The sequence below is a fragment of the Geobacter psychrophilus genome (assembly GCF_056821595.1).
Map to the genome: position 1 here is coordinate 897,182 of NZ_JBXDTU010000004.1, position 21,574 is coordinate 918,755.

Genomic DNA, 21,574 nt, shown 5'->3' on the forward strand with positions numbered 1-21,574 from the left:
CAGGGAGATGCTTCCCTGATTCGTAGCTACGTATCTCACTCACTCCCCCCGCCCAGAACCTTGTAGAGCGTGACCAGATTGGCCAGTCGTGCCAGCCGGACCCCGATCAGGTTCTGTTGGGCTCCGTAGAGTGAGCGTTGGGAATCCAGCACCTGCAGATAGCTGTCCACACCTTGTTCATAGCGGGCCTGAGAGAGCCGGTAGCTCTCGGATGTGGCACCCGTGAGCGACTGCTGTGCGGTCAGTTGATCGTCAATTGTTCCCCGCTGGGCCAGGGCATCGGCCACCTCCCGAAAGGCGGTCTGGATGGCTTTCTCATACTGGGCCACAGCGATAGCACGATCCGCTTCAGCCACGCTTAGATTGGCCCTGTTACTGCCAGCGTCGAAGATCGGCAGGGTTATCTGGGGTGCAATCTTCCAGGCAAGCGATCCGGGCTTGAACAACGCCGCAAGGTCATCCGCGCCGAAGCCGAGTGACGTCACCAGGGTAATACGTGGGAAAAATGCTGCCCGTGCCGCTCCGATATTGGCATTGGCCCCCTTGAGCAGTCCCTCTGCCTGGAGAATATCCGGACGGCTGAGCAGGACATCGGAGGGGAGACCGGGAGAGAGGTCCTTGAGGCTGGTCAGTTTTTCGGACAGCGACGAGGGCAGCAGTTCAGACGGCACGGCAGAGCCGACCACAAGCGCCAGGGCATTTTCGTCCTGAGCGACCAGGGTGGTGTAACGGGCAATGTCTACCCGGGCTCCATCGATAGTGGTCTGGGCCTGATTCAAGGCAAGTGCCGAAGCAACCCCGGCCTCGAAACGACTTCTGGTCAGATTGTAGGATTCCTGCTGATTGGCCAGAGTTTCCTGTGCCAGCTGCAGCCGCTCACGATCAGCGGCAAGGGCCAGCCAGGTGGCGGCAACCTGGGAAACCAGGCTGATCTGAACAGTGCGCCCGGCCTGCTCGGTGGCAAGATACTGTTCCAGTGCCTGGTCCTTGAGGCTGCGAACCCGGCCGAACAGGTCAACTTCGTACGAACTGATGCCCAGGCCGACACTGTATTGCTCCACGGTCATGGCCTTGCCCGTGGCGGAGAGGGTTTCGGGAATCCTCTGGTAACCCGCGGCTGCGCCGGCATCAACCTTGGGGAACAGGTTGGAGCGTTGGATCTGGAATTGCGCCCGTGAGCGTTCGATGTTGAGGGTTGCTACCTTCAGGTCACGATTGTTTGTAAGCGCCAGTTCGATCAGCGCGCCCAACTGCTTGTCGACAAAAAACTCGCGCCAGGGTATGTCGGCCACCCGCTTCTGCGCTTGATCTGCAGATTGCGCCTGGTAGGCCGGGCCGGTGGGCCAGGCGGCGGACACCGGCGCTTCGGGCCGGCTGTAGCTGGGCGCCAGGGTCGTACAGCCTGCGAGACAGGCGCTTGCTATGCTCAGTAGTGCTATTGAGCGGATCATGTCAGTGCTCCTTCTTCTGTGGCAGCAGCGGTATGTTTCACCTTGAACCAGATTGCGTAGAGGGCCGGCAGGAAGAGCAGCGTCAGAATCGTTCCGACCCCGACTCCGCCGATCAGCACATAGGCCATCGATCCCCAGAAGCTGGAAAATGTCAGCGGGATAAAGGCCAGCATGGCCGCCACGGCGGTCAGGACGACCGGGCGCGCACGGCGTACGGTCGATTCCACGATGGCATCGTAATCGGTCAGCCCCGCCGCCTGGTCGTGGCGAATCTGGTCGACCAGAATCAGCGTATTGCGCATGATGATCCCGGCCAACCCGATCAAGCCGAGAATGGCGTTAAAGCCAAATGGCTGATGGCAGATGAGCATGGTGGGTACAGCCCCGACCAGGCCCAGCGGGGCGGTGGCAAACACCATGAACATGGTGGCGAATGACCGGACCTGGAGCATGATGAAAATCAGCATCAGCAGGATCATCGGCGGGAACAGCAGCCCCAGGGCATCATCGGCCTTCTTGCTCTCCTCCACGGAACCACCCGTTTCTATGCGGTAGCCAACGGGAAGCGCCGCCTTCAGCTTATCCAGTTTGGGGAGAATCTGGGCTGTTACATCCGGAGGCTGGACCCCGTCGATCACATCCCCCTGAACTGAGATGTACGGTTCGCGGTTGTAGCGTTTCAGCAGGGGATCTTCCATCCGGGCTTCGAAATGCGCCATCTGCGACAGCGGGATCGAGCGCCCGTCCCTGGTGGTCAGGGAGACATTGGCAAGGTTTTCCAGGCTGTGGCGTTCGGTACCGGGAGCGCGCACCATCACGTCGACCGAACGGATGCCGTCACGCATCTGGGTGGTGGGAGCACCATTCAGAATTGCCTGTAATTGCAGCCCGGCATCCTGCGGCGTGAGGCCAAGCAGGCGCAGACGATCCTGATCAAGGACCAGGCGCTGGCTCGGGGTCCGTTCCCCCCAATCCAGGTGCAGATCACGTACGTTCGAATTTTCAGCCATGATGGCCTGGACATCGCGTGCAATCCTGCGCAGTTCATCCACATCCGGTCCCATGACCCGGAAGAGCACCGGGTACGGTACGGGGGGGCCGAATACGAATTGCTTCACCCGCACACGCGCTTCAGGGAATGCGCCCTGTGCAATAACCTGGCGCAGTTTTTTTTTGAGCGCATCGCGTGCCGCGTGCCCTTCGGTCAGGACGACAATTTGGGCAAAGGCCGGGTTGGGTAATTCGGGATTGAGCGGCAGTATGAAGCGCGGCATGCCGTGTCCGATATAGCTGGTGACGTCTTTCGCCTGCGGTTCGGCCAGAATCGTCTTTTCGATGTTTTTGACCGCGCTATCGGTCGCGGCAAAGGACGTCCCAGGAGGTAGGTTGACGTCAACGATCAATTCGGGGCGATCCGAGTTGGGAAAAAACTGCTTCTCCACAGATCCCATGCCGACCACGGCCAGGATAAAGAGCACGATGGTAATTCCGGCAGCTTGCCATTTGTGATCGACGACCCGCCGCACGACACTGCGAAAGCGCTGATAATTAGGGGTGGCATAAATGGCATCATGCCCTCCCGGAACCGGTTTGATGTCGGGCAGGAGCTTGACGCCCAGATAGGGGGTGAAGAGCACGGCGACAAACCACGAGGTGATCAATGCGAAGGCCACGACCCAGAAGATGTTGCCCGCGTATTCACCGGCCGTCGATTTGGCAAAACCAACCGGCAGGAAGCCGGCGATGGTAACCAGCGTACCGAAAAGCATGGGGCTGGCCGTGGATGTCCAGGCAAAGGTAGCGGCCTGGATCCGGTCCATGCCCTCCTCCATTTTGACCACCATCATCTCGATGGCGATGATCGCATCATCCACCAGGAGCCCCAGGGAAATAATCAGCGCCCCCAGGGTGATGCGGTCGAAATCCCTTCCGGTAAGCAGCATGATGACGAACACGGTGGCAAGGGTCAGCGGCACCGCGGCAGCCACGACGATCCCGACGCGGAACCCCAGCGTTACCAGGCTGACCACGATGACAACGGCAAGCGCTGCCATGAATTTGATCATGAATTCGTTAATGGCCTCGGAAATGACCTTTGACTGATCCGACACCTTGGACAGCACAAGACCAACGGGTAATTCCTTGTGAATCGCCGTCTCTTCTGCTTTCAGCAGCTTGCCCAATGTCAGTCCGTTGAAGCCTTTTTTCATGACCAGTGCCAGGATGAGCGTAGGTTCTCCCTGGTGACGTATCTGCTTCGTTGCCGGATCTTCATAGCCGCGGGTGACCTCGGCCACATCACCGATTTTCAACAGTTTCCCTCCGCTTGCCACGGGAATCGCCTTGACCGCTTCGACGCCGTTAATCGCGCCGTCAAGTCGCAGATAGACCCGCGGTCCGGCCGTATCCACAAAACCTGAAGGGGTCATATCGTTTTGGGTTGCCAGTGCATGAAACAGGTCGGTCGCTTTTACCCCAAGAGTCGCCAGTCGCTTATAGGAAATCTCCACATAGATCTTGGGGTCCTGCTCGCCGAGAATGGTGACCTTCTCTACGCCGTTTACCCGGGAAAGGCGCTGACGCTGCGCTTCCGCCTCCAGCACGAGCTGTCGGTGGGGAAGGCCCTTTGCTTCCAGTGCATACATGGCGAAATACACATCGGAAAATTCGTCATTCAGAATCGGACCGATCACACCGTGGGGCAGATAATTTTTTTCATCTCCCAGCTTTTTTCGTGTCTGGTAGAATTCTTCCGGCACATCTTTGGGATGTGTGGAGTCTTTCAGCTGGAGCTTCATCAGGATCATTCCGGGGTATGCGGAGGTTTCTACCCGGTCATAAAATTCCAGTTCCTGCAGACGTTTTTCCAGCCGGTCGCCCACCTGTTCCTGCATTTCCTTCGCGGTGGCTCCCGGCCAGATGGCTGTTACCGTCATGGTCTTAACGGTGAATTTAGGGTCCTCTGCCCGTCCCAGTTTAAAGAAGGCAAATCCCCCGGCTACCATAATCACAATAATCATGAACAGGGTGATGGCGCGTTCGCGGACCGCAAAAGCGGATAGATTGAAGCGGGTCATGATTATTTCTCCTTCGCCGGGCCGGAGAGGATCTGGACTTTTTCCCCTTCCTTGACGAGGTGAGCGCCCAGCGCGAGAATTCGTTCACCCGGCTTGAGGCCCTTGCTCACCAGCGCTGTCTCGCTACCGAGCTTCGCAACCGCGACCGGTCGCCGCGATACGGTGAAGGAATTCGGATGTATGACCCAGACACTTGTGCCGGTGCCGCCGTCGTACAGCGCGCCGACAGGGATTTCGTACTGCTGCATCGCTACATTAGTGGTCTCGCCAATCAGATGGACCGTCACCGTTGCGCCAAGCGGGGCGTTCTTGCCGACACCATCCAAGCTGAAGCGTGCCTGGTAGGTGCGTGTGAGCGGATCAGCCATGGCGGACAATTCACGCAGTTTTGCCGGAAAAGAGTGGCCTGAATCGGCATAGAGGCTGGCAACAGCCTTGGAATTTGCAATCTTTGTAGTCCCTTCAGGCAGGTTGACGACCGCTTCGCGGGCACCATCATGGGCGAGACGAACCACGACGTTTCCCGCACCTACCACCTGTCCGACGTCCGCAGGTATTTCCATGACGACACCGTCCGCTTCAGCCCTGAGAACGGCATACCCCTCCTGATTTTCCAGCTGCCTGGAATAGGCAACGGCGGAATTCAGCTGTGCGGTTGTTGCGTCTGCCGCTGATTTGGCCTGTTCGTATTCCTGTACGGATACGGCCTTTATGGCAACCAGCCCACGCTGGCGCAGTTCATCGGCGAGGGCGCGTTTGTTCTGGGCCCGGGCCACTTCGACCGCCTCCCTGGCCGCATTGGCGGCCAGCCGCAGGTCTGTGGGATCAAGCCGCATCAGGGCCTGTCCGCGTTTGACATGGTCTCCGGCCTTGACAAGTTTCGCAATGATTTTGCCCGGCACGCGAAAACCGAGATCGCTCTCCGTGCGCGCATGGATCACCCCGGTATATTCCATCGAGTCACTCCCGGCGGTACCTACCGTATAGGCGCGTACCATGCGGGGCGGGGTCGCATCAGCAGGCAACGGCTTCCTGTCTTTTCCAAATACAACGCCGATGGCAATGACAACTACTGCTCCCATGATGAGCGCTATGCGATACCTGCGCGACACGCTGCCGAATTTCTTTAAAACGGTTGTTTTCATATTCATTCCTCACCAGTCTGGTTAATCGTTCTGCTCATCCATTTATGATGTGTGCGATGACCGCCTGGTGCAGCCAGCGCGGCGTTACCCGGATAAAGATTACGGTGGCCTTGTTGGCCCAGCCCGGCACGATGCTGATGCGTCCGGCCTGCAAGGCGCGGATACCGGCGCGCACCACGGGGGCCGGCTGCATCATCAACTGCTTCAACATGGGCGTGAGCTTCTGGTGCGCCGCTGTGGCGAATCCGGTGTCTGACATGCCCGGGCAGAGCGTCGTCACCGTTATGCCGTCGGGCTTGAGTTCGCGATGCAGCGCATCACCCAGACGCAGAACGTAGGCCTTTGCCGCCGCGTAGACAGCGTACTTTTGTACGCCCAGGTAGGCCAGCATGCTGGCTACCAGCAGGATTTTCCCTTGTCCGCGTGTGCGCATGTCCTGCGCAAAAACGTGAGTAACGGCGGTCAGGCTCGCCACATCCAACTGCACCATCGCCAGGGTCGCCTCCAACTTGGCATCCAGGAACGTGCCATGCAGCCCGTGGCCGGCGTTGTTGATCAGGATGTCGATCGCAATGCCTCGCTCACGGAGCCGCTGGTGCAACTGTATGACTTCCTCGACAGATGAAAGATCGACCTGCTCCACGATGACATCAATGCGGTGCTGCTGGCGCAGTTCCTCAGCGAGCCTTTGCAGCCGGTCCAGCCGGCGCGCTACCAGGACCAGAGGATGCCCTTCCCCGGCATATTGGCGGGCAAACTCCTCGCCGAAACCACTCGATGCACCCGTGATGAGCACCCATGAATTATCTCTTGTCGTCATTTTATTCACCTCTGTCTCGTCGAATGTAATGCCTAGACCGGTCTACGTAATAAATTGCAAAAAAATATTTGGACTTAGGTCTCTTCTCTTTTTGTAAGAAAAACATCAAAATACAAATGGATAAAATTATTCAATGGTTCCGGTGACTTTTTGACTTTGGAGTAAAGCAGTGCTCCCTGGAATGATGCGATCAGGTTTTCCGCCAGCATGTCTGCGTTCATGTCTGCGGGGATTGCATGTTCCTTCTGCGCCTGAAGAAGCAACCAGGACACCCCCTTGGTCCACTCTTGCAGAGACTTCTCAAGGCGATGCCGGACGTTATCGAATTGATCAGCCATTTCCTGGCCCAGGTTGCCGATCAAGCACCCTTTGGAGCATTCAGCACCTTCAAATGCATCAATCAATGTTTCGAAGCTTTTTTTGACGCGCTCCAGAGGTGGTATAGATTGATCGCTGAAAATGGGGGAGAACACCTCAACCCTGTCTGCGACAAACTTATCGATTATTGCAAGGGCAAATTCTTCTTTGCTGGAGAAGAAGTTGTAAAACGACCCCTTTGGAATGTTCGCCTGCTTCAGAATTGCTTCAACACCGGTAGCATTGAAACCTCTGCTTAACACGAGGTCGAGGCCAACCTGAACAATATCGTCTTTGTTGTGTGTCCGTTTCATGATTATAACTTAGACCAGTCAGTCTAATGCGTCAAGCTTTTTTTCACATACAATGAACTGGATGGGGCGCTTTCGGGACAGCATATTGAATATCCGACAGTTTTATCTACTCCCCGGAACGTTCGAAGAGGGACGTCATGGCTGCCTGAATCCCCAAACTGCAAAGGCGGCCGGTTGGCCGCCTTTCGGTTGAACGCAGGTACCCGAATCCGGGAACTGGCTGCATTAGTGGATAAAGTTCATGTAGATCTTGTTCTCCCGCTCCGGCGGGGTGACCGTCCCTTTGCCATGCTCGACCAGTTTCATCAGCCAGGCCATGTTCTTCCCCAGCACCCGCATGATCTGCATCCCTTCCGTGTCCTGCGTGACCTCCCCCGGGCTTCTGCCGTGGATCACGTTCCAGTAGTTGGAGGTGGGCATCAGCATCTCCGCATAGTTGATGAAGTTGTTCAGCTGCTCGAAGGTCGGCACACCGCCGGAACGCCGTACCGCCACCACCGCGGCACCCACCTTGTGGCGCAGCATGCCGTCATTGACGCCGGTCACATAGAAGGCACGATCCAGGAAGGATTTCATGGTGCCCGCGATGGCGGCATAATGTACCGGTGAGCTGAGGATGATGCCGTCCGCCGCTTTCATCTTCTGGATCCACTCGTTGACCTCGTCACCCGGCAGGACACACTTTTCATTCCTGTTCTTGAAGCACTGACCGCAGGCGGCACAGCCGCGAATGACCTTATTGCCCACATGCACGATCTCGGTTTCGATCCCCGCCTGTTCCAGCTCTGTTGTCACCATCTTCAGTGCATGCCAGGTATTGCCTTCCCTGTTGGGACTGCCGTTGAACGCCACTACTTTCATATCAATTCCCTCCCCGTTAAATCCGGACTTTATTTTTTGCATCGAGTGGGTTATCATCGCCCATAGGTTCGATATCGTCAATAACGTACTTAATTGGTACGTAGTACCCATTAAGGAACCTATCAATTTCGGAGAGCAGACATGCAACCGCTATCAGCAGCAGACCTCATGATCTATCGGGACAAAGAGTACAAATGCGGCATCGACGTTACCCTGGCGGTGGTCGGGGGTAAATGGAAAGCCTCGATCCTCTGGCACCTGGCACAGCAGACCATGCGTTTTTCCGAACTGCAGCGGCAGTTTGCCGACACCACCCGCAAAATGCTGACCCAGCAGCTGCGCGAGCTGGAGGCCGACGGGCTGGTGCACCGCGAGGTCTACCCCCAGGTGCCGCCCAAGGTGGAATACTCCCTCACCGAGAAGGGCAGAAGCATCTATCCGATCCTGGATATGATGTGCAACTGGGCGCGGCAGTATCTGCGGGATTGATCGATGGAACTGCAGGGACTGTATCCTGAGACAGCACAGGCCAGCCGGCTGTATAAAACATAACTGTTACATATGCATGGCATGAACGGCATAAGGAGCCGTAACGAAACAACTTGAAATGTAATTGTTATTTCGTAACGGCCCTAATTGGATTGACTTGTTTGTGTGACTTCGCGTAAATATAACCCATACAATTTGAAGACGCAGTGTCGGATGAAGTCAATACCTGCCAATACGTGAATCATGCAGGGTTTCCAGAACACAGCCGGATTGCCGGGTTACAGCGTAACCGGTACCGGTTTTTTTGTGTCCTCTGTGTCCCCTGCACGCGCGCAGTCATGTCGTGACAGTCTTGTTTTCAGACACCCTGCTGAAGGAGTTTATGTGAAGTATCCGCACGCAATCGTTCAATCATGCCGACAGGCCTTCGGGCTGTTCGCCATACTCAGCATGCTGACAGCCTGCAACGAACAAAAAACGGCCGCTCCGACCACTCCGACGGCCAAGACCGCTACCGCCGGCAATTACTCCAGCCAGGCCCCGACCGCCTTTTCTGCCACCAGCAGCGCCGTTCGCAAGGCGGCCGCCTTGGCCAACACCTCGTCTGCACGCACCGCCCCCAAAATCAAATACAACTCCGGGGAAAGCCCCGAATTCGCGAAAAAATGCGGTTGGCCGGTCAACTGTCCGGCGCCCTTGCCGGGCTCGATCCTGCCGAACAAACGCATCGTGGCCTACTATGGCAATCCGCTTTCAAAGAAGATGGGAGCACTGGGGGAATTTCCCAAAGAGGAAATGCTGCAGCGGTTAAAGGGGGAGGTGGCCCGATGGCAGGCAGCAGACCCGGCGACCCCGGTACAGCCGGCCCTGCACCTGATCGCGGTGGTGGCACAGGGTGCGCCCGGCAAGGATGGCAAATACCGCATGGTCATCCCTGACAAGATCGTCAATCAGGTGCATGAATGGGCCAAAGAGGCGGGGGCCATCATGTTTATCGACATCCAGACCGGCCATGACGATATCCGGGCCGTGCTGCCGCGCTTCGAATGGATCCTCAAGAATCCGGATGTACACCTGGGCATCGACCCGGAATTCAACCTGATCAAGAGCGGCAAGAAACCGGGCAAAAAAATCGGCACCTACGATGCGGCCGACATCAATTACGCCTCCGGTTATCTAAAGGACCTGGTCAAAAAATACAATCTCCCACCCAAGGTGTTCACCGTGCATCGCTTCACCAGGGGGGGGGTCACCAACTCGAAAGAGATCAAGCTGCGCCCTGAGGTGCAGATTGTCATGCATATGGACGGCTGGGGTGCGCCCTGGCTGAAGCGAGATTCGTACAAGGATTATGTGGTGGCCGAACCGGTTCAATATACCGGCTTCAAGCTGTTCTACCACAACGACACCAAAAAGGGCGACCCGCTTTTGACGCCCAAGGATGTCCTCAAACTGAACCCGAAGCCGCTCTATATCCAGTACCAGTAGGACTGCAAAGCAGCATCACACCTGTTGCAGCCACAACAAAGGGCGCCCTTACCAGAGGCGCCCTTTGCATTACCTGCTTCACATTCTTCCCGGCACCTTCCACCGACTGAATCACATACTCGTGATGGTCAAAGGCCGGCAATCGTGAATACCCTAAACTCAAAAAGAGAATTTGCTGGTCTCGTTTTCGATTACTACGATTTCCTGCTCTCTCCCGGCTACCTTCAGGGTGTGTTTTCCGACGACAACCTTTTGGGTTAGCGGTGTTTTGCCGATATCCTTGCCATCCAAATAAACCGGAATACCGGGGGGCAGAGAAGAGACGACAATGCTCCCCCCGTCAGGAATCGGTTCGGAAACTGACTCAACAGCCCCCTTCTTGACAGTGATTTCCCGCTCCCGGGATTTGTAAAAACCGGGTTGTTCCACATACAACCTATGTTTTCCAACCGGCACGTTAGTGAAGACAAACGGGGCGGTACCGATCAATTTACCATCCAGGTACACATCGGCCGCTTCATTGGTGACCAGTTCCAGTGAGCCGTTTCCGCGAGAGAGCTGCATGACCAGAAACGTGATAACACAAATCACCGCCATGGCAACAGCACAGACAGCCAGGAGAGAGCGCCGGTTTATGCCGGAGAGTTCAACATCGGCAACCTTCATAAGTTGTATGGCTTCAGGATGTTCGGGATGTTCTGTCAACGCCATCTGGGAAAGCTTCACACAATTGGCCAGAAGCCGCTTCTTTTCCGTGGTGGACGCCTTACGCGACTTTTCCAGTTCGGCCCTGGCCTCTTGCAGATAGCCGAGGCCACGACCGGGTGACAGGAGTACATCAATCGCCTGCTTGAACTCGGCGGCCGTTCGATAGCGTTCGTCGGGCAGACGGGCCATGGCCTTCAGCACAACCCCTTCCAACTCCGGTGAAATCATCGGATTCAGGGTTGAGGGCGGCGTCGGTTCACGGGTTAGCCTTATGGCAGCGGTGCCGGCGCTGTCCATGCCTACAAAGGGGAGTTTACCGGTCAGCAGCAGGTAGAGCGTCACCCCGACGGCGTATATGTCGGCACGACCATCGACAGGCGCGCCGGTGAGTTGCTCGGGAGATATGTACGACGGTGTACCGGCCCAGGAATTCTCCTGGAAATCATTGGCCTTGACTTCTGAACCGAGAATGGACGCAATCCCGAAATCACCGAGCTTGACCTGGAGATCATCAGTCAGGAAAATATTCCCCGGTTTCACATCCCGGTGGATAATATTGCGCTCATGGGCATAGGAAAGGCCGTCCAGAACCGCCGAAACAATCCGCATGGCTTCTTCAAGAGGAAGCCGGTTCCGCTCTACCAGCACCTCATCCAGGGGCTTCCCTTCGATATACTCCATGAAAAGCGTCAGCTTCTCACTGCTGTAGTCGATTACCTGGACTATGTTGGGGTGATTGAGCCGCCCGAGAAACATAGCCTCTTCTTCAAAGCGGGTGCGCACTTCCGGGTCGTTCGCCAGGTGCGGCTTGAGACGCTTGGCCGCAATGCGACGTTTCACGGAAGGTTGCCACGCCTCATAGACATCAGCCATCCCCCCCTTGTCAGAGATCAGACGAATGATTTCTATGCCGTTATACCTAAGTTCTGCCTCAATCTCCGCAGTACTCAAGATCTGAGTTGTTTCGCGTTTGTTCCCGTTCATCTCGTGCCTACTCAGAATGTTTATTTAAGATGTTTCAATGCTTCAGCGAATTGATTCTTGAATCTAGCATAACTGGCCGGAAGTGAGACGTCCCGGTCAAAGCGCAGCGCATTCTGAAAACTGGCAATCCCCTTCAGCCGGAGCTTTTTGGCTTCTCTGACGTTGGCGGGATTAATGCGGGCGAGAGTTGTAACACCCAGATAGACATACGCCGTCGCAATATGCTTGTTTCCGTGCATTCTGGTCAGTTTATCAAAGATGCCGGCTGCATCGTCAAACCGCCCGCTATCAAGCAGAGCCTGTCCCTTTTTCATCAGAGCGTCCGGAGTGTCCACCGGCTCCTTGCGCTTCTCTTCCCTGACCTCATCACGTTTTTTTACCAACGCTTCTTTTGCTTCTTTTGCTTCTTTTTCAGCATGCCGTACAGCAGCATCGACACGACGCCAGTACAGGGCTAACAGGTCCCGAAGCTGCTGCTCTTTGAATTCGACAGACATGATCTGTCCAAGCCTGTTGCGAAACGTGTCATGGTCTCCGTTCGACAGTGCCTGTTCAGCCTTAAGAACCGCTGGATTCAGCTGGTTTGCAGCGAGTTCCGCTACTCTGGGTTCCAGTTGGGACAACCCGGCATCGGACGGAAACTGTTCCTTCAAGCGCCGCACCGCAGTCAAGACCGCGACAGGCTCCCTGCTTTCGGCGGAGGAGATATACTTCATCTGGAGCTGATAATAGGCGTGGCCCGTTTCATCCGGCTGCGACTCTGCATATGCCAGCACGGGCGATGCACCGGCAAAGCCCTGTTTGTTCAGTTCGGCCAGATGCCGCAGGGATGAACGATCACCCCGGGCAGCTCCGACACCGTACCAATGAAGAGCGGCAGAGACATCTTTCGGAACGCCGTCGCCGGCCAAGAAGATATCACCCAGCATACGCGCAGCTGGAGCAAAGCCCTTCTCAGCAGCCTTGGTGAGCCAGTTCCGGGCATGCGCAATGGAGCAGGGAACGCCCGCCCCCTCACGGCTCATCCAGCCGAGATTATACATGGCCCGCAGTTCCCCTTTAGCGGCTTCACGGCGGTTATGGTTAAGCTGGGTGACGAACTCGTTTTTCGATTTCCCCGCCACGTACAGCCCCCCCAACAGAACCTGGGCGCGGCCTTCCCCCTTTTCCGCGGCAGCAAATAACAACCGCACCGCCACACTCTCGTTTTCAGGCACAGCCGTCCCGGCAAGAAGCATCCCGGCCAGGCCATAGGCCGCCTTCGGATTCCCGAGAGCACTGCTTTTTGAATACCACAACGCTGCAGCCTTGTTGTCCCGTGCCACTCCCGCCCCTTCCTCCAGGAGATGAGCCAGATACAACTGGGCCTGGGCATCGCCCTTTTCGGCCTGAACGGTAAGTGTTGCCAGCGGGTCGGAGAAAAATTGTCCAACAGGGTGGGCACAGGCAGCGAGCAGCATCGTAATCAGCAGCAACAGAACATGTCGTAAAACCGTCAACAGATTCAAACCGTCACCTATCAACCAAGGAGATTTGATTGCTTCTTACGAAATATTCATCAGTGCAGATATACACCAAAAAACAATTGAAATACAGCGATATTCAAGCCTGATAAAAGCACTTTTGGCCCCGGAGAGCACAGAGTCCTCGGAGGAAAATCAAACCGAGAGTCGTAGTATCCGTCACACCTGACAGGTGATCATGAATACATGATTTTTTTGTATTTATTTCTCTGTGTTCTCTGTGACTTCCAGCTGTTTCAGGTTCAAGGTGTCTTTCCTGCAAAAGGTTGCGTGGCACAGCCATTATGCCATCACAGTCTCTTATGAAGATCAATAAAAATTGACGCCCTCAATATCAAGATGTTATCGTCCTTCACCGCACTGAAGGGGCAATGCATGCAGACTGATTCTTCCGGATATTCCGATAAAGGCATGATCAGGGAGGGTAACGAGGACAGCTTTGTCGTCGCGCCCGAGGTGGGGTTCTTTGCCGTGGCGGACGGGATGGGCGGACATAATGCCGGAGAGGTTGCCAGCCGGATGGCGATAAATGCTCTGCGTGCGTACCTTGGACGTACAGCCATCGGCAGCAGCACGCCGGGCGAAGGCAGCAATTCCGATTATTCCGCAGCAGCCAACCTCCTTGCATCAGGAATACGGCATGCAAACCGGGTCATTTACGAGTCAACCCGAAACAATCCGGTCTGGCAGGATATGGGGACCACCATCGTTGCGGCTCTTCTGCACGAAAATCGCCTGAGCATTGCCCACGTGGGAGACAGTCGTGCATACCTTCTGCGAGGAGGCGGTCTCATTGCTCTTACTGAAGACCACTCCCTGGTTGCTGAACAGGTCAGACTGGGTCAAATCTCGCCCGAGACCGGCGAGGCATCCAGCCAGCGCAACATTATCACCAGGGCACTGGGCTCTAAAGCTGAACCCGAGGTCGATCTGTGTGATCTTCTCCTTGCGCCAGAGGACCGGATTCTGCTCTGTAGTGACGGTCTTACGACCATGGTGACTGAAGCAACCATCCGCTCAATCGTTCTCGGAAGCAACAATCCGGACGAAATCTGCCGGCTTCTGGTGGAAGAAGCGAACAACAATGGCGGCAGGGACAATATTACCGTGGCGGTCATCCTCGTCCGCGGCGGGGCATTTTCAGGATTGTCACGTATCTATAACTGGGCAAGGAGCAAGTAATGGCAACCCTGTATCTGAAATTCAAGGAGTCCGTACTCGAAGAGATTCCCCTTAGGTGCGGCAGCACTACTATCGGCCGGGCTGAAAACAACGACATCCAGATCGACAACCTGGCTGTTTCCGGGAACCATGCGCGGATCATCGCGGATGCCAATACAGTCACCATCGAGGATCTGGGCAGTACCAACGGAACATATATTGACGGCAAACGGATTACACGCCAAAAACTGGTTCATAACACGATCATTACCATCGGCAAGCATTCCCTGGTTTTTGTTGATGCCGATGCAGCACTTGAGGAGAACGAGGACGACGACAGGACCGTGATCATGAAGCGGCCTGTCGGCAGCGGGACCGCAACGGCCACGCCTCCACCAAAGCAGGATCCATCCATGGACCGGACAATCGTCAGGGGGGCGTTGCTGCAGCAGCCGCTCGATGCCCCGGCCGAGAAAATCGGAATTCTGACTGTACTGGATGGCTCAGCGAAGGATACGGTGCATCTTCTGGACAAGCGCCTGGTAACCATCGGGAAATCAGCAGAGGCGGAGATACGTCTGACCGGATTTTTTGCTCCGAAGGTGGCAGCATTGATCAACAAAACGCGTGAGGGATACTTCATTACGTCGGCCACAAGATGGAGAAAACTGCTGGTGAACGGCACCCAGGTTTCCGAAGGTCACCCGCTCAAACCATCCGATGTTGTGGAAATAGCCTCTCTCCGGGCAAGGTTTTCGTTCTGGGAAGGGTAGCGGATAAGAGTTCAGGGGTGGTAGATTTTCAGGCTGGTTTCACCAATAGTGATCAGGTCGTTCGGTGCAAGCTGCCTGCAGGTTATCGGCTCGCCGTTCACTTGGGTGCCGTTCGTGCTCATCAGGTCCTCGATCACCAGATGCTGCCCGACAATTTTGAGCTCCGCATGCCGACGTGAGACCCGGACATCGTTCAGAACCAGGTCACAATTCTTTCGTCCGATCACGCAGGGAAGCACTACGGAATGGGTTTCTCCCTGCAGCGGCCCGGCCTCGACACACAGCGTATAGTTCATCTGATCGGGCTGGTGCCCACGCGCCGTGATCGTATCGGTAACGAAATCTGGCGCGATTTCGGCATCAGCCGGAATCGCTTTAGCTCCTGATAAAAGTGTCAGGAGTTGCTCCCGGTCAAACAGCCGTGCATCATCCGCCTCAGCAGTAACCATATCGCGAAAAACCCGCACCTCCACCCCGGATCCGGTTTGGTATGCATATGCACGCAACTCTTCTTCCAGGGTCAACCTTTCAGGCCGTTCAAAACCCCTATCGGCATAATGTGCCAGAGCCGCTTTGCCATCCCTGAAATAGAAAAAATTACAGGCAGTATCCCGGCAGAGCGCGATCATCGCATTGACCTTCCCTTCACCGAATTGTTGAACAATGGCATCCAGATCGGTTGAAGCCTTGACAAGCGGCTTTTTATGCAGCAACAGCAGCATGTTTTTCAAGAGAACCGGATCGGCTTCGCTGAATGTAACCGTCAGGGAGTCAGCAGCCGCTGATCGAAGATGCGTGCCAAGCTCGCCAATAGAGTAGCCGGCCGGCGTGCCTGCCACATAAGCGCCGGCAGCATAGGGCGCGCCGTTAAAGAAGAACAGGAAAAATTGGGAAGCTGCGGAATCGGCGATCCTCAGGTACCCGGTGAGCGGGCAGGACGTTGCGAAGACCTTTTCCAGTAAGCCGCTCAGCAGCTTACGGGAAAATGGCTGGTTGCTGCAGAGTAGATTCTGTTCGGGGAACTGGCAAATATGCATGAGTTTGTATATCAGCCCGATACCTTGTTGTCAAATCAATGAACGGACAGGGCGATTGAGCCGGATAGAGAAACAGCACAGGCGGCCAAGCGGCCGCCTTTTGAATTGAGAATGGTACCCCTAAATTCACATCAGGAAGAACGAATATGATACCTTTCACGTTACATCATCTGTTAATAGCCTTGAGTGCTCCAAGCAAATACTTTGGATTGTGAGCCGAATCGTACATAGGATGTACCTTCTTACCGGTATCAAATAAACCATACACTGCCATTTGAGCTGTACGAACAGAATATTCAACCGTAAATACACAATCTTTTGGAGCTTCAGCAAATTGACCTAAAAAGGCAAAGTTCGTTGCTCCGTCTGGTATAACATTTGGCCTGTCACCAAGTTCTCGCGGCATAAAAAGACTGTCAATAAACGGCATGGCAACAGGGATGCAATTTACCTTCCCGGCTTCTGTAAGCGGTTTCATTATATCCTGAATTTTCAGATGATAGTAAAGCTCTTCCAGCATTTCAGCACCGGTACACTCTGCCATTGTTTTGCCGATGTAATTCCCTTTCCTATCAGGATAGAGTCCATAACCCCAAAAGATTTTAACATCATCAGGCTGGCTTGGAAAGTGAGGCTGTCGTGCTATTACAAATGACATGAGCCAGTTGGAGTCTGTCAAAGTGACAAGTCCGCCGGTTCCATCCACATTGCCCGAAAAGTTTTCCATATAATCGAGAAAGGTGCTGTCTTTCATTGTTGCCGTAAATGAATACCATTTTTGCAGATCAATATTGTCACAGAATGTATCCGGATTACCGAAAGCCTTATCTTTTTTTGCTATGTTTTTCCACAGCTTCCAAGAGCCGGACTCTTCCAGACCTTTCAGTTTTGCAGGAGTATCCCAGGTGCCATTATCACTGCTTTCCGTAATCGAGCCATTTGTAACAAACACAAAATCATTATTTCCAAGCACTATCTCAGTATTATCTTTAAGGTGGAGAACCGTCGCACTCTTTTTGTCAGCGGACAGATTGAAATCAATATCAACAACTTCTTTGCCCATTTCAAATTTCACGCCTTTTTCTTCAAGGTATTTTTTCATAGGTCTTACTACAGAGTCGTATTGATTGTATTTGGTACGCATTACACCGCCCAATCTCGGCAAACCATCAATAAGATGGATAAACCTTTTCATATATCTTCTCATTTCGGCAAGACTGCTCCATTTTTGGAATGCAAACATGGAAGTCCATATAAACCAGAAATTTGTGTCAAAAAACGCTTGATCAAACCAATCTTCTATTCGCTTATTACCAAGTGAATGCTCTGAAACATAGGTTAATTTAAGAAAATCTGATTTTTGTTCAAACGATAAACCATATGAAGAGACATCCAATTTTTTTCCGTCTTTCAACAGACGGGCCTGTCCGTTTGAAACAAACCGTTCATTGAAATCATAAGATTCATCTCTTACCGAAACAGTTGGATCTTCCAGTGAAGGAATGTGGGAAAGCAGTTCCCAATAACATTCGTAGTGCATTTCGTGCATTCTTCCACCACGTACAACAAATCCCTTCTCTGCATCGCCGGCTCCATCTGTGGCTCCACCAGGAATTGAATCTTTTTCTAAAATGTGAATATTCCCACCAGGAACACCAGCATCTTTTTCTAAATATACAGCACTTGCCAGTCCGGCAATTCCGCTCCCAATAAGGTACACTTTTGAATCTTTCATGTTTTTGTTTCGTTCTGTTTTCATGAAATTCTCCTTTAAATGCTGCAGATTTGTGAATTAAATCTGCAGAAGGCACGACTATGCCCGTTATCTGCCAGCACGATACTTCGCAATGAACGTACCAGAAAACAACTGCAGAGCGGAAAAGCTCAAGGACCTGATTTTAATGGGTAAATAGAGTAAGAGAGTATGGAATGGATGGGAACCCGTCATCTGAAGCCGTCATGTTCGACGCCGCCGTCATATTTAACGGTCTCCGTTGGAATAATTTTTAGGGAATTATGGGGACAGAAAAGGGGACCGGCAACTTTATCAAAACCGCCTATCCCCAAGCATATTCAGGCCGCGCGGTGCAGTTCCGCGGCCGGTTGACCGCGAGCAGCCCACGGTTCAGGGCATCGTTCATCTCAATGAACAGCCGGCTCACATCACGGCTCATCCCCATGTCGAGCAGCGCCTGACCGAACACGTCATAGGTGAACTGACGATAGGCACGGTCGAGGATGCCTGCCTTTGGATGTAACAATAGCCCCCGTGAATGGCATAAATCGGCAATTACGATTGTACTGGCCGATGCCGCCGGAATTACCAATTTGACCTTGCGGTTGTGACATGGCAATACTTCAAGCTTTAAAACAAACCACACCATTCCTGATTCCAGGGACAAGGGGAGATGCTATCAAACTGGCCGGCATAGATATAGGTTCACGCAGCATAGAATTCGTGCTGCTCGACCGTGAAACCCGGCAGGTCGTCGAGCGCTTCCAGGCCGAGACCTCCATAAACCTCTCCGCTCAACTGAGCCTGATCAAGGAGCAGTACAGCTGGGATGGCCTCATCTCGACCGGCTACGGCCGACAGCTGGCGCAGAAGGTACTGGGCGGCGATATGATCACCGAGATCAAGGCCTACACGACCGCGGCCCATCACCTCCACCCCACTATCGACACGGTTATCGATCTGGGCGGTCAGGACACCAAGGCACTCTCCATAAACCGCACGAACGGCCAGCTGCACAAATTCGAGATGAACGACAAATGTTCGGCCGGGACCGGCAAGTTCTTCGAAATGATGGCCGGCTCATTGGGGCTCAGCCTTTACCAGTTGGTAAAGGAGGCGCTGAGGGGGAACAGGTCGGTGGAGATCAACAGCACCTGTACCGTGTTTGCCGAATCGGAGGTCATATCGCTTTTGACCTCGGGCGTCGCCCTGGCGGATATCGCCCGGGCCATCCATGAAGCGCTGCTGACCAAGCTGGTCTCTCTGTTGTCAAGAGTCATGCGCTCCGACACGGTTGAGATCCTCTTTGTCGGCGGCGGCGCAAAGAACCGTGCCATGGTGCAGCTTCTGGCCGAAGCACTGAACAGACAGGTAACCGTCCCGGAACATCCGGACTTCTATGGCGCCTACGGTGCCGCCATTCACGCCATACAATCAACCTGACAGGAGAACACATGACCCCGTTATTCAATGATGATTTTCAGGATTTCCCCCTTAAACGCGCCCTGGCGCAGGTTGTAGCCAAACGGGAAGCCGGTGCCAAGGTGGTCGGGGCCTACTGTTCCTATGCACCGGTCGAGGTCGTCTGGGCCATGGGCGGCGTGCCGGCAGTCCTGTGCGCCTTCTCCAATGCACCGATTGCCAAGGCGGAAGAGACCCTGCCGGTCAACCTCTGCCCGCTGATCAAGTCCAGCTTCGGCTTTATCGAACTGAAGACCTGCCCGTTCTTCGAGCTGACCGATGCCGTGGTCGGCGAAACCACCTGCGACGGCAAGAAGAAGATGTTCGAACTGATCCAGGAACACCGGCCGCTGTATGTCATGGATCTCCCCCAGTGCCCGACCAACGAGGGGGCGGTTGCCTACTGGCGGCACTCCGTCAACGGCTTCAAGCGGTTCCTTGAGGGTACCTTTGCCACCACCATCAGCGATACCGCCCTGGAAGGTAGTATCAGGGAGTGCAACCGCAAAAACCGCCTGGTGGAGCGGATCTTCGCCTTCGGTGCCTGCAAGCCTGCGGTCATCACCTGGCAGGAACTGTACGCTGTCGCCACCTATGCCATGTCAGCCCATGGCCCGGAGGCGATCGCGCAACTGGAGGGGATCATCGCCACCCTGACAGCGCGCCGGGAGCAGAAGCAGTACACGTCAAAAGAGTGTGCCAAAAGGGTGCTGATCACCGGCTGCCCGGTCGGCGGCGATGTGCTCAAGGTCCTCAAGCTGGTCGATGAAGAGGGGGCGGCAATAGTCGGCCTGGATTCCTGCACCGGTCTCAAGCCGTATGCCAATGCTACCGAGGAGGGGAGCGGTGATCCGCTGCTAGCTATTGCCAAAAGGTATCTGCAGATCCCCTGCGCCTGTATGACACCCAACACGGGGCGTTTTGATGTGCTGAAGCAGCAGGTTGAATCACTCAAACCGGATCTGGTCATTGATATCGTGCTACAGTCCTGCCACACCTACAACGTTGAGGCCGTCAAGGTCGAATCCTATGTGCGGGAGGATCTTGGCACCAACTATCTGAAGGTTGTCACCGACTTTTCCCAGCAGGATCTGGGGCAGCTCAAGACGAGAATTGCCGCAGCGCTTGAAATGAACTGAATACAGAAGCAGCAAAGGCGGCCGATCGGCCGCCTCTTGAATTAAGTATACTATCCCCGGAATTCTCAGCGACACACAGGGGACAGCGTGAAACTACTTGCTATGAAAATAGATTTAAGATATTTTGATCTCATAAAAAGATCATGTGATCTCTATTTAAGATCTATAACGGAGTAGGCCATGCTCGAACCTTTACTGGCATCGACCAATTGCGAACGGGTGTTGATATTCCTGACGGCCCGCGAAGAAGGGTATTTACGGGAAATTTCCGACTTTTTCCAATCTGCTCCAGCCCCGGTCCTGAAACAGCTGGAGAAGTTGGAAAACGGCGGCGTTCTCTTCAGCCGTCTCGCCGGCCGTACCCGTCTCTACGGTTTCAATCCCCGCTATCCATTCCTGAAGGAGTTGAAGGCCCTGCTCAACAAGGCCCTGACCTTTTACCCCGAGGATATTCGGGCCAGACTCCTGGAAAGCAGACAAAGACCGCGGCGAAAAGGCAAACCGTTATGAAAGCCCTCAGTGAAATGTCTGTCGGTGAAGTCGCCGCCTATGTGGCCGGGCATTTGCGACAGAGCGATATTAACGTCGTGCTGACTGGCGGCAGTTGTGTCTCGATCTACACCGACAACCGCTACCTCTCCTACGATCTGGATTTTATCGAAGAGGGTAGATCAACACGGAAGAAGATTGCCGCCTGTCTGCAGGAGATCGGCTTTCAGGAAAAGGACCGCTATTTCACCCATACCGACACCCGTTTTTTCGTGGAATTTCCGTCCGGACCGCTGGCCATCGGCGACGAACCGGTCAGCAGCATAGCACGGCTGGAATTTGCCACCGGCACGCTACGCCTGCTCTCCGCAACTGATTGCGTCAAGGACCGGCTGGCCAACTATTATCACTGGAAGGACCGGCAGTGTTTGGATCAGGCAATTATGGTGGCAGCGGATGCCAAGGTTGATATGGAGGAGGTTGAAAGGTGGTCACGCCACGAAGGCATGGCGGAGGAATTCGAACGAATCGAGGCATTGTTGAAGCGAACGGCTTGAAACTC

At 54.5% G+C, this 21,574-nt stretch carries 19 protein-coding genes; 8 read left to right on the forward strand and 11 right to left on the reverse strand.

The window, feature by feature from the left end:
* Positions 1 to 35 precede the first annotated feature (35 nt).
* From adeC to ACOCF6_RS06465, 6 genes are all read right to left on the reverse strand, one after another.
* Positions 36 to 1,451, reverse strand: coding sequence for an AdeC/AdeK/OprM family multidrug efflux complex outer membrane factor (gene adeC / locus ACOCF6_RS06440; protein ID WP_482459566.1), 1,416 nt, complete (start codon positions 1,449 to 1,451; stop codon positions 36 to 38).
* On the reverse strand, positions 1,448 to 4,528 hold the full coding sequence (locus ACOCF6_RS06445) for an efflux RND transporter permease subunit (protein ID WP_482459567.1): 3,081 nt from the start codon (positions 4,526 to 4,528) through the stop codon (positions 1,448 to 1,450). The genes adeC and ACOCF6_RS06445 overlap by 4 nt, the downstream gene beginning before the upstream one ends.
* Positions 4,529 to 4,530: 2 nt before the next feature.
* Complete coding sequence (locus ACOCF6_RS06450) at positions 4,531 to 5,673, reverse strand: efflux RND transporter periplasmic adaptor subunit (protein WP_482459568.1); 1,143 nt, start codon at positions 5,671 to 5,673, stop codon at positions 4,531 to 4,533.
* 34 nt (positions 5,674 to 5,707) lie between these two features.
* On the reverse strand, positions 5,708 to 6,493 hold the full coding sequence (locus ACOCF6_RS06455) for an SDR family NAD(P)-dependent oxidoreductase (RefSeq protein ID WP_482459569.1): 786 nt from the start codon (positions 6,491 to 6,493) through the stop codon (positions 5,708 to 5,710).
* 74 nt (positions 6,494 to 6,567) lie between these two features.
* Entirely contained in the window at positions 6,568 to 7,164 is a 597-nt protein-coding gene (locus ACOCF6_RS06460; RefSeq protein ID WP_482459570.1) for a TetR/AcrR family transcriptional regulator, read from the reverse strand.
* A 225-nt stretch (positions 7,165 to 7,389) separates the two neighbouring features.
* Positions 7,390 to 8,025, reverse strand: coding sequence for a flavodoxin family protein (locus ACOCF6_RS06465; protein WP_482459571.1), 636 nt, complete (start codon positions 8,023 to 8,025; stop codon positions 7,390 to 7,392).
* A gap of 141 nt (positions 8,026 to 8,166) precedes the next feature.
* On the opposite strand from ACOCF6_RS06465, the gene ACOCF6_RS06470 reads away from it, so the two are divergent.
* Positions 8,167 to 8,514: a winged helix-turn-helix transcriptional regulator gene (locus ACOCF6_RS06470; protein WP_482459572.1), complete on the forward strand. Its 348-nt coding sequence runs from the start codon at positions 8,167 to 8,169 to the stop codon at positions 8,512 to 8,514.
* Positions 8,515 to 8,898: 384 nt separating this feature from the next.
* Positions 8,899 to 10,002 carry a hypothetical protein gene (locus tag ACOCF6_RS06475; RefSeq protein ID WP_482459573.1) on the forward strand — a complete coding sequence of 368 codons (1,104 nt, stop codon included), beginning with the start codon at positions 8,899 to 8,901 and terminating at the stop codon, positions 10,000 to 10,002.
* A 159-nt stretch (positions 10,003 to 10,161) separates the two neighbouring features.
* Here ACOCF6_RS06475 and ACOCF6_RS06480 read toward each other — a convergent pair whose 3' ends face one another.
* Both ACOCF6_RS06480 and ACOCF6_RS06485 read right to left on the reverse strand, forming a co-directional pair.
* Positions 10,162 to 11,694 carry a protein kinase domain-containing protein gene (locus ACOCF6_RS06480; protein ID WP_482459574.1) on the reverse strand — a complete coding sequence of 511 codons (1,533 nt, stop codon included), beginning with the start codon at positions 11,692 to 11,694 and terminating at the stop codon, positions 10,162 to 10,164.
* Positions 11,695 to 11,714: 20 nt separating this feature from the next.
* Complete coding sequence (locus tag ACOCF6_RS06485; RefSeq protein WP_482459575.1) at positions 11,715 to 13,202, reverse strand: tetratricopeptide repeat protein; 1,488 nt, start codon at positions 13,200 to 13,202, stop codon at positions 11,715 to 11,717.
* A 390-nt stretch (positions 13,203 to 13,592) separates the two neighbouring features.
* Here ACOCF6_RS06485 and ACOCF6_RS06490 point away from each other — a divergent pair, with 390 nt between their 5' ends.
* Both ACOCF6_RS06490 and ACOCF6_RS06495 read left to right on the forward strand, forming a co-directional pair.
* On the forward strand, positions 13,593 to 14,399 hold the full coding sequence (locus tag ACOCF6_RS06490) for a Stp1/IreP family PP2C-type Ser/Thr phosphatase (RefSeq protein ID WP_482459576.1): 807 nt from the start codon (positions 13,593 to 13,595) through the stop codon (positions 14,397 to 14,399).
* Positions 14,399 to 15,151, forward strand: coding sequence for an FHA domain-containing protein (locus tag ACOCF6_RS06495; RefSeq protein WP_482459577.1), 753 nt, complete (start codon positions 14,399 to 14,401; stop codon positions 15,149 to 15,151). The genes ACOCF6_RS06490 and ACOCF6_RS06495 overlap by 1 nt, the downstream gene beginning before the upstream one ends.
* 11 nt (positions 15,152 to 15,162) lie before the next feature.
* On the opposite strand, the gene ACOCF6_RS06500 is transcribed toward ACOCF6_RS06495, so the two are convergent.
* From ACOCF6_RS06500 to ACOCF6_RS06510, 3 genes are all read right to left on the reverse strand, one after another.
* The gene (locus ACOCF6_RS06500; protein WP_482459578.1) at positions 15,163 to 16,188 is read right to left on the reverse strand and encodes an FHA domain-containing protein; all 1,026 of its coding nucleotides are present in this window, start codon (positions 16,186 to 16,188) and stop codon (positions 15,163 to 15,165) included.
* Between the two features lie 166 nt (positions 16,189 to 16,354).
* Positions 16,355 to 17,947, reverse strand: coding sequence for an oleate hydratase (locus ACOCF6_RS06505; RefSeq protein WP_482459579.1), 1,593 nt, complete (start codon positions 17,945 to 17,947; stop codon positions 16,355 to 16,357).
* Positions 17,948 to 18,245: 298 nt separating this feature from the next.
* Positions 18,246 to 18,572, reverse strand: coding sequence for a hypothetical protein (locus ACOCF6_RS06510; RefSeq protein WP_482459580.1), 327 nt, complete (start codon positions 18,570 to 18,572; stop codon positions 18,246 to 18,248).
* Between ACOCF6_RS06510 and ACOCF6_RS06515 the strand changes: the two genes are divergently transcribed.
* From ACOCF6_RS06515 to ACOCF6_RS06530, 4 genes are all read left to right on the forward strand, one after another.
* Positions 18,536 to 19,366 (forward strand): acyl-CoA dehydratase activase, encoded by an 831-nt coding sequence (locus ACOCF6_RS06515; protein WP_482459581.1) that lies wholly within the window; start codon positions 18,536 to 18,538, stop codon positions 19,364 to 19,366. The two genes, ACOCF6_RS06510 and ACOCF6_RS06515, sit on opposite strands and share 37 nt — an antisense overlap.
* A gap of 11 nt (positions 19,367 to 19,377) precedes the next feature.
* Positions 19,378 to 20,523 (forward strand): double-cubane-cluster-containing anaerobic reductase, encoded by a 1,146-nt coding sequence (locus ACOCF6_RS06520; RefSeq protein WP_482459582.1) that lies wholly within the window; start codon positions 19,378 to 19,380, stop codon positions 20,521 to 20,523.
* Positions 20,524 to 20,703: 180 nt separating this feature from the next.
* Positions 20,704 to 21,033 (forward strand): winged helix-turn-helix domain-containing protein, encoded by a 330-nt coding sequence (locus ACOCF6_RS06525; protein ID WP_482459583.1) that lies wholly within the window; start codon positions 20,704 to 20,706, stop codon positions 21,031 to 21,033.
* Positions 21,030 to 21,569, forward strand: a complete 540-nt coding sequence (locus ACOCF6_RS06530) for a hypothetical protein (protein ID WP_482459584.1) — start codon at positions 21,030 to 21,032, stop codon at positions 21,567 to 21,569. The genes ACOCF6_RS06525 and ACOCF6_RS06530 overlap by 4 nt, the downstream gene beginning before the upstream one ends.
* The last annotated feature ends 5 nt before the right edge of the window (positions 21,570 to 21,574 follow it).

Bases quoted from the DNA above. Each gene is read 5' to 3' on its own strand.
- ACOCF6_RS06500 (WP_482459578.1), bottom strand. From the start codon at position 16,188: ATGCATATTTGCCAGTTCCCCGAACAGAATCTACTCTGCAGCAACCAG.
- ACOCF6_RS06525 (WP_482459583.1), top strand. From the start codon at position 20,704: ATGCTCGAACCTTTACTGGCATCGACCAATTGCGAACGGGTGTTGATA.
- ACOCF6_RS06490 (WP_482459576.1), top strand. From the start codon at position 13,593: ATGCAGACTGATTCTTCCGGATATTCCGATAAAGGCATGATCAGGGAG.
- adeC (WP_482459566.1), bottom strand. From the start codon at position 1,451: ATGATCCGCTCAATAGCACTACTGAGCATAGCAAGCGCCTGTCTCGCA.
- ACOCF6_RS06460 (WP_482459570.1), bottom strand. From the start codon at position 7,164: ATGAAACGGACACACAACAAAGACGATATTGTTCAGGTTGGCCTCGAC.
- ACOCF6_RS06495 (WP_482459577.1), top strand. From the start codon at position 14,399: ATGGCAACCCTGTATCTGAAATTCAAGGAGTCCGTACTCGAAGAGATT.
- ACOCF6_RS06465 (WP_482459571.1), bottom strand. From the start codon at position 8,025: ATGAAAGTAGTGGCGTTCAACGGCAGTCCCAACAGGGAAGGCAATACC.
- ACOCF6_RS06480 (WP_482459574.1), bottom strand. From the start codon at position 11,694: ATGAACGGGAACAAACGCGAAACAACTCAGATCTTGAGTACTGCGGAG.
- ACOCF6_RS06505 (WP_482459579.1), bottom strand. From the start codon at position 17,947: ATGAAAACAGAACGAAACAAAAACATGAAAGATTCAAAAGTGTACCTT.
- ACOCF6_RS06455 (WP_482459569.1), bottom strand. From the start codon at position 6,493: ATGACGACAAGAGATAATTCATGGGTGCTCATCACGGGTGCATCGAGT.
- ACOCF6_RS06515 (WP_482459581.1), top strand. From the start codon at position 18,536: ATGGCAATACTTCAAGCTTTAAAACAAACCACACCATTCCTGATTCCA.
- ACOCF6_RS06520 (WP_482459582.1), top strand. From the start codon at position 19,378: ATGACCCCGTTATTCAATGATGATTTTCAGGATTTCCCCCTTAAACGC.
- ACOCF6_RS06445 (WP_482459567.1), bottom strand. From the start codon at position 4,528: ATGACCCGCTTCAATCTATCCGCTTTTGCGGTCCGCGAACGCGCCATC.
- ACOCF6_RS06470 (WP_482459572.1), top strand. From the start codon at position 8,167: ATGCAACCGCTATCAGCAGCAGACCTCATGATCTATCGGGACAAAGAG.
- ACOCF6_RS06450 (WP_482459568.1), bottom strand. From the start codon at position 5,673: ATGAAAACAACCGTTTTAAAGAAATTCGGCAGCGTGTCGCGCAGGTAT.
- ACOCF6_RS06530 (WP_482459584.1), top strand. From the start codon at position 21,030: ATGAAAGCCCTCAGTGAAATGTCTGTCGGTGAAGTCGCCGCCTATGTG.
- ACOCF6_RS06510 (WP_482459580.1), bottom strand. From the start codon at position 18,572: ATGGTGTGGTTTGTTTTAAAGCTTGAAGTATTGCCATGTCACAACCGC.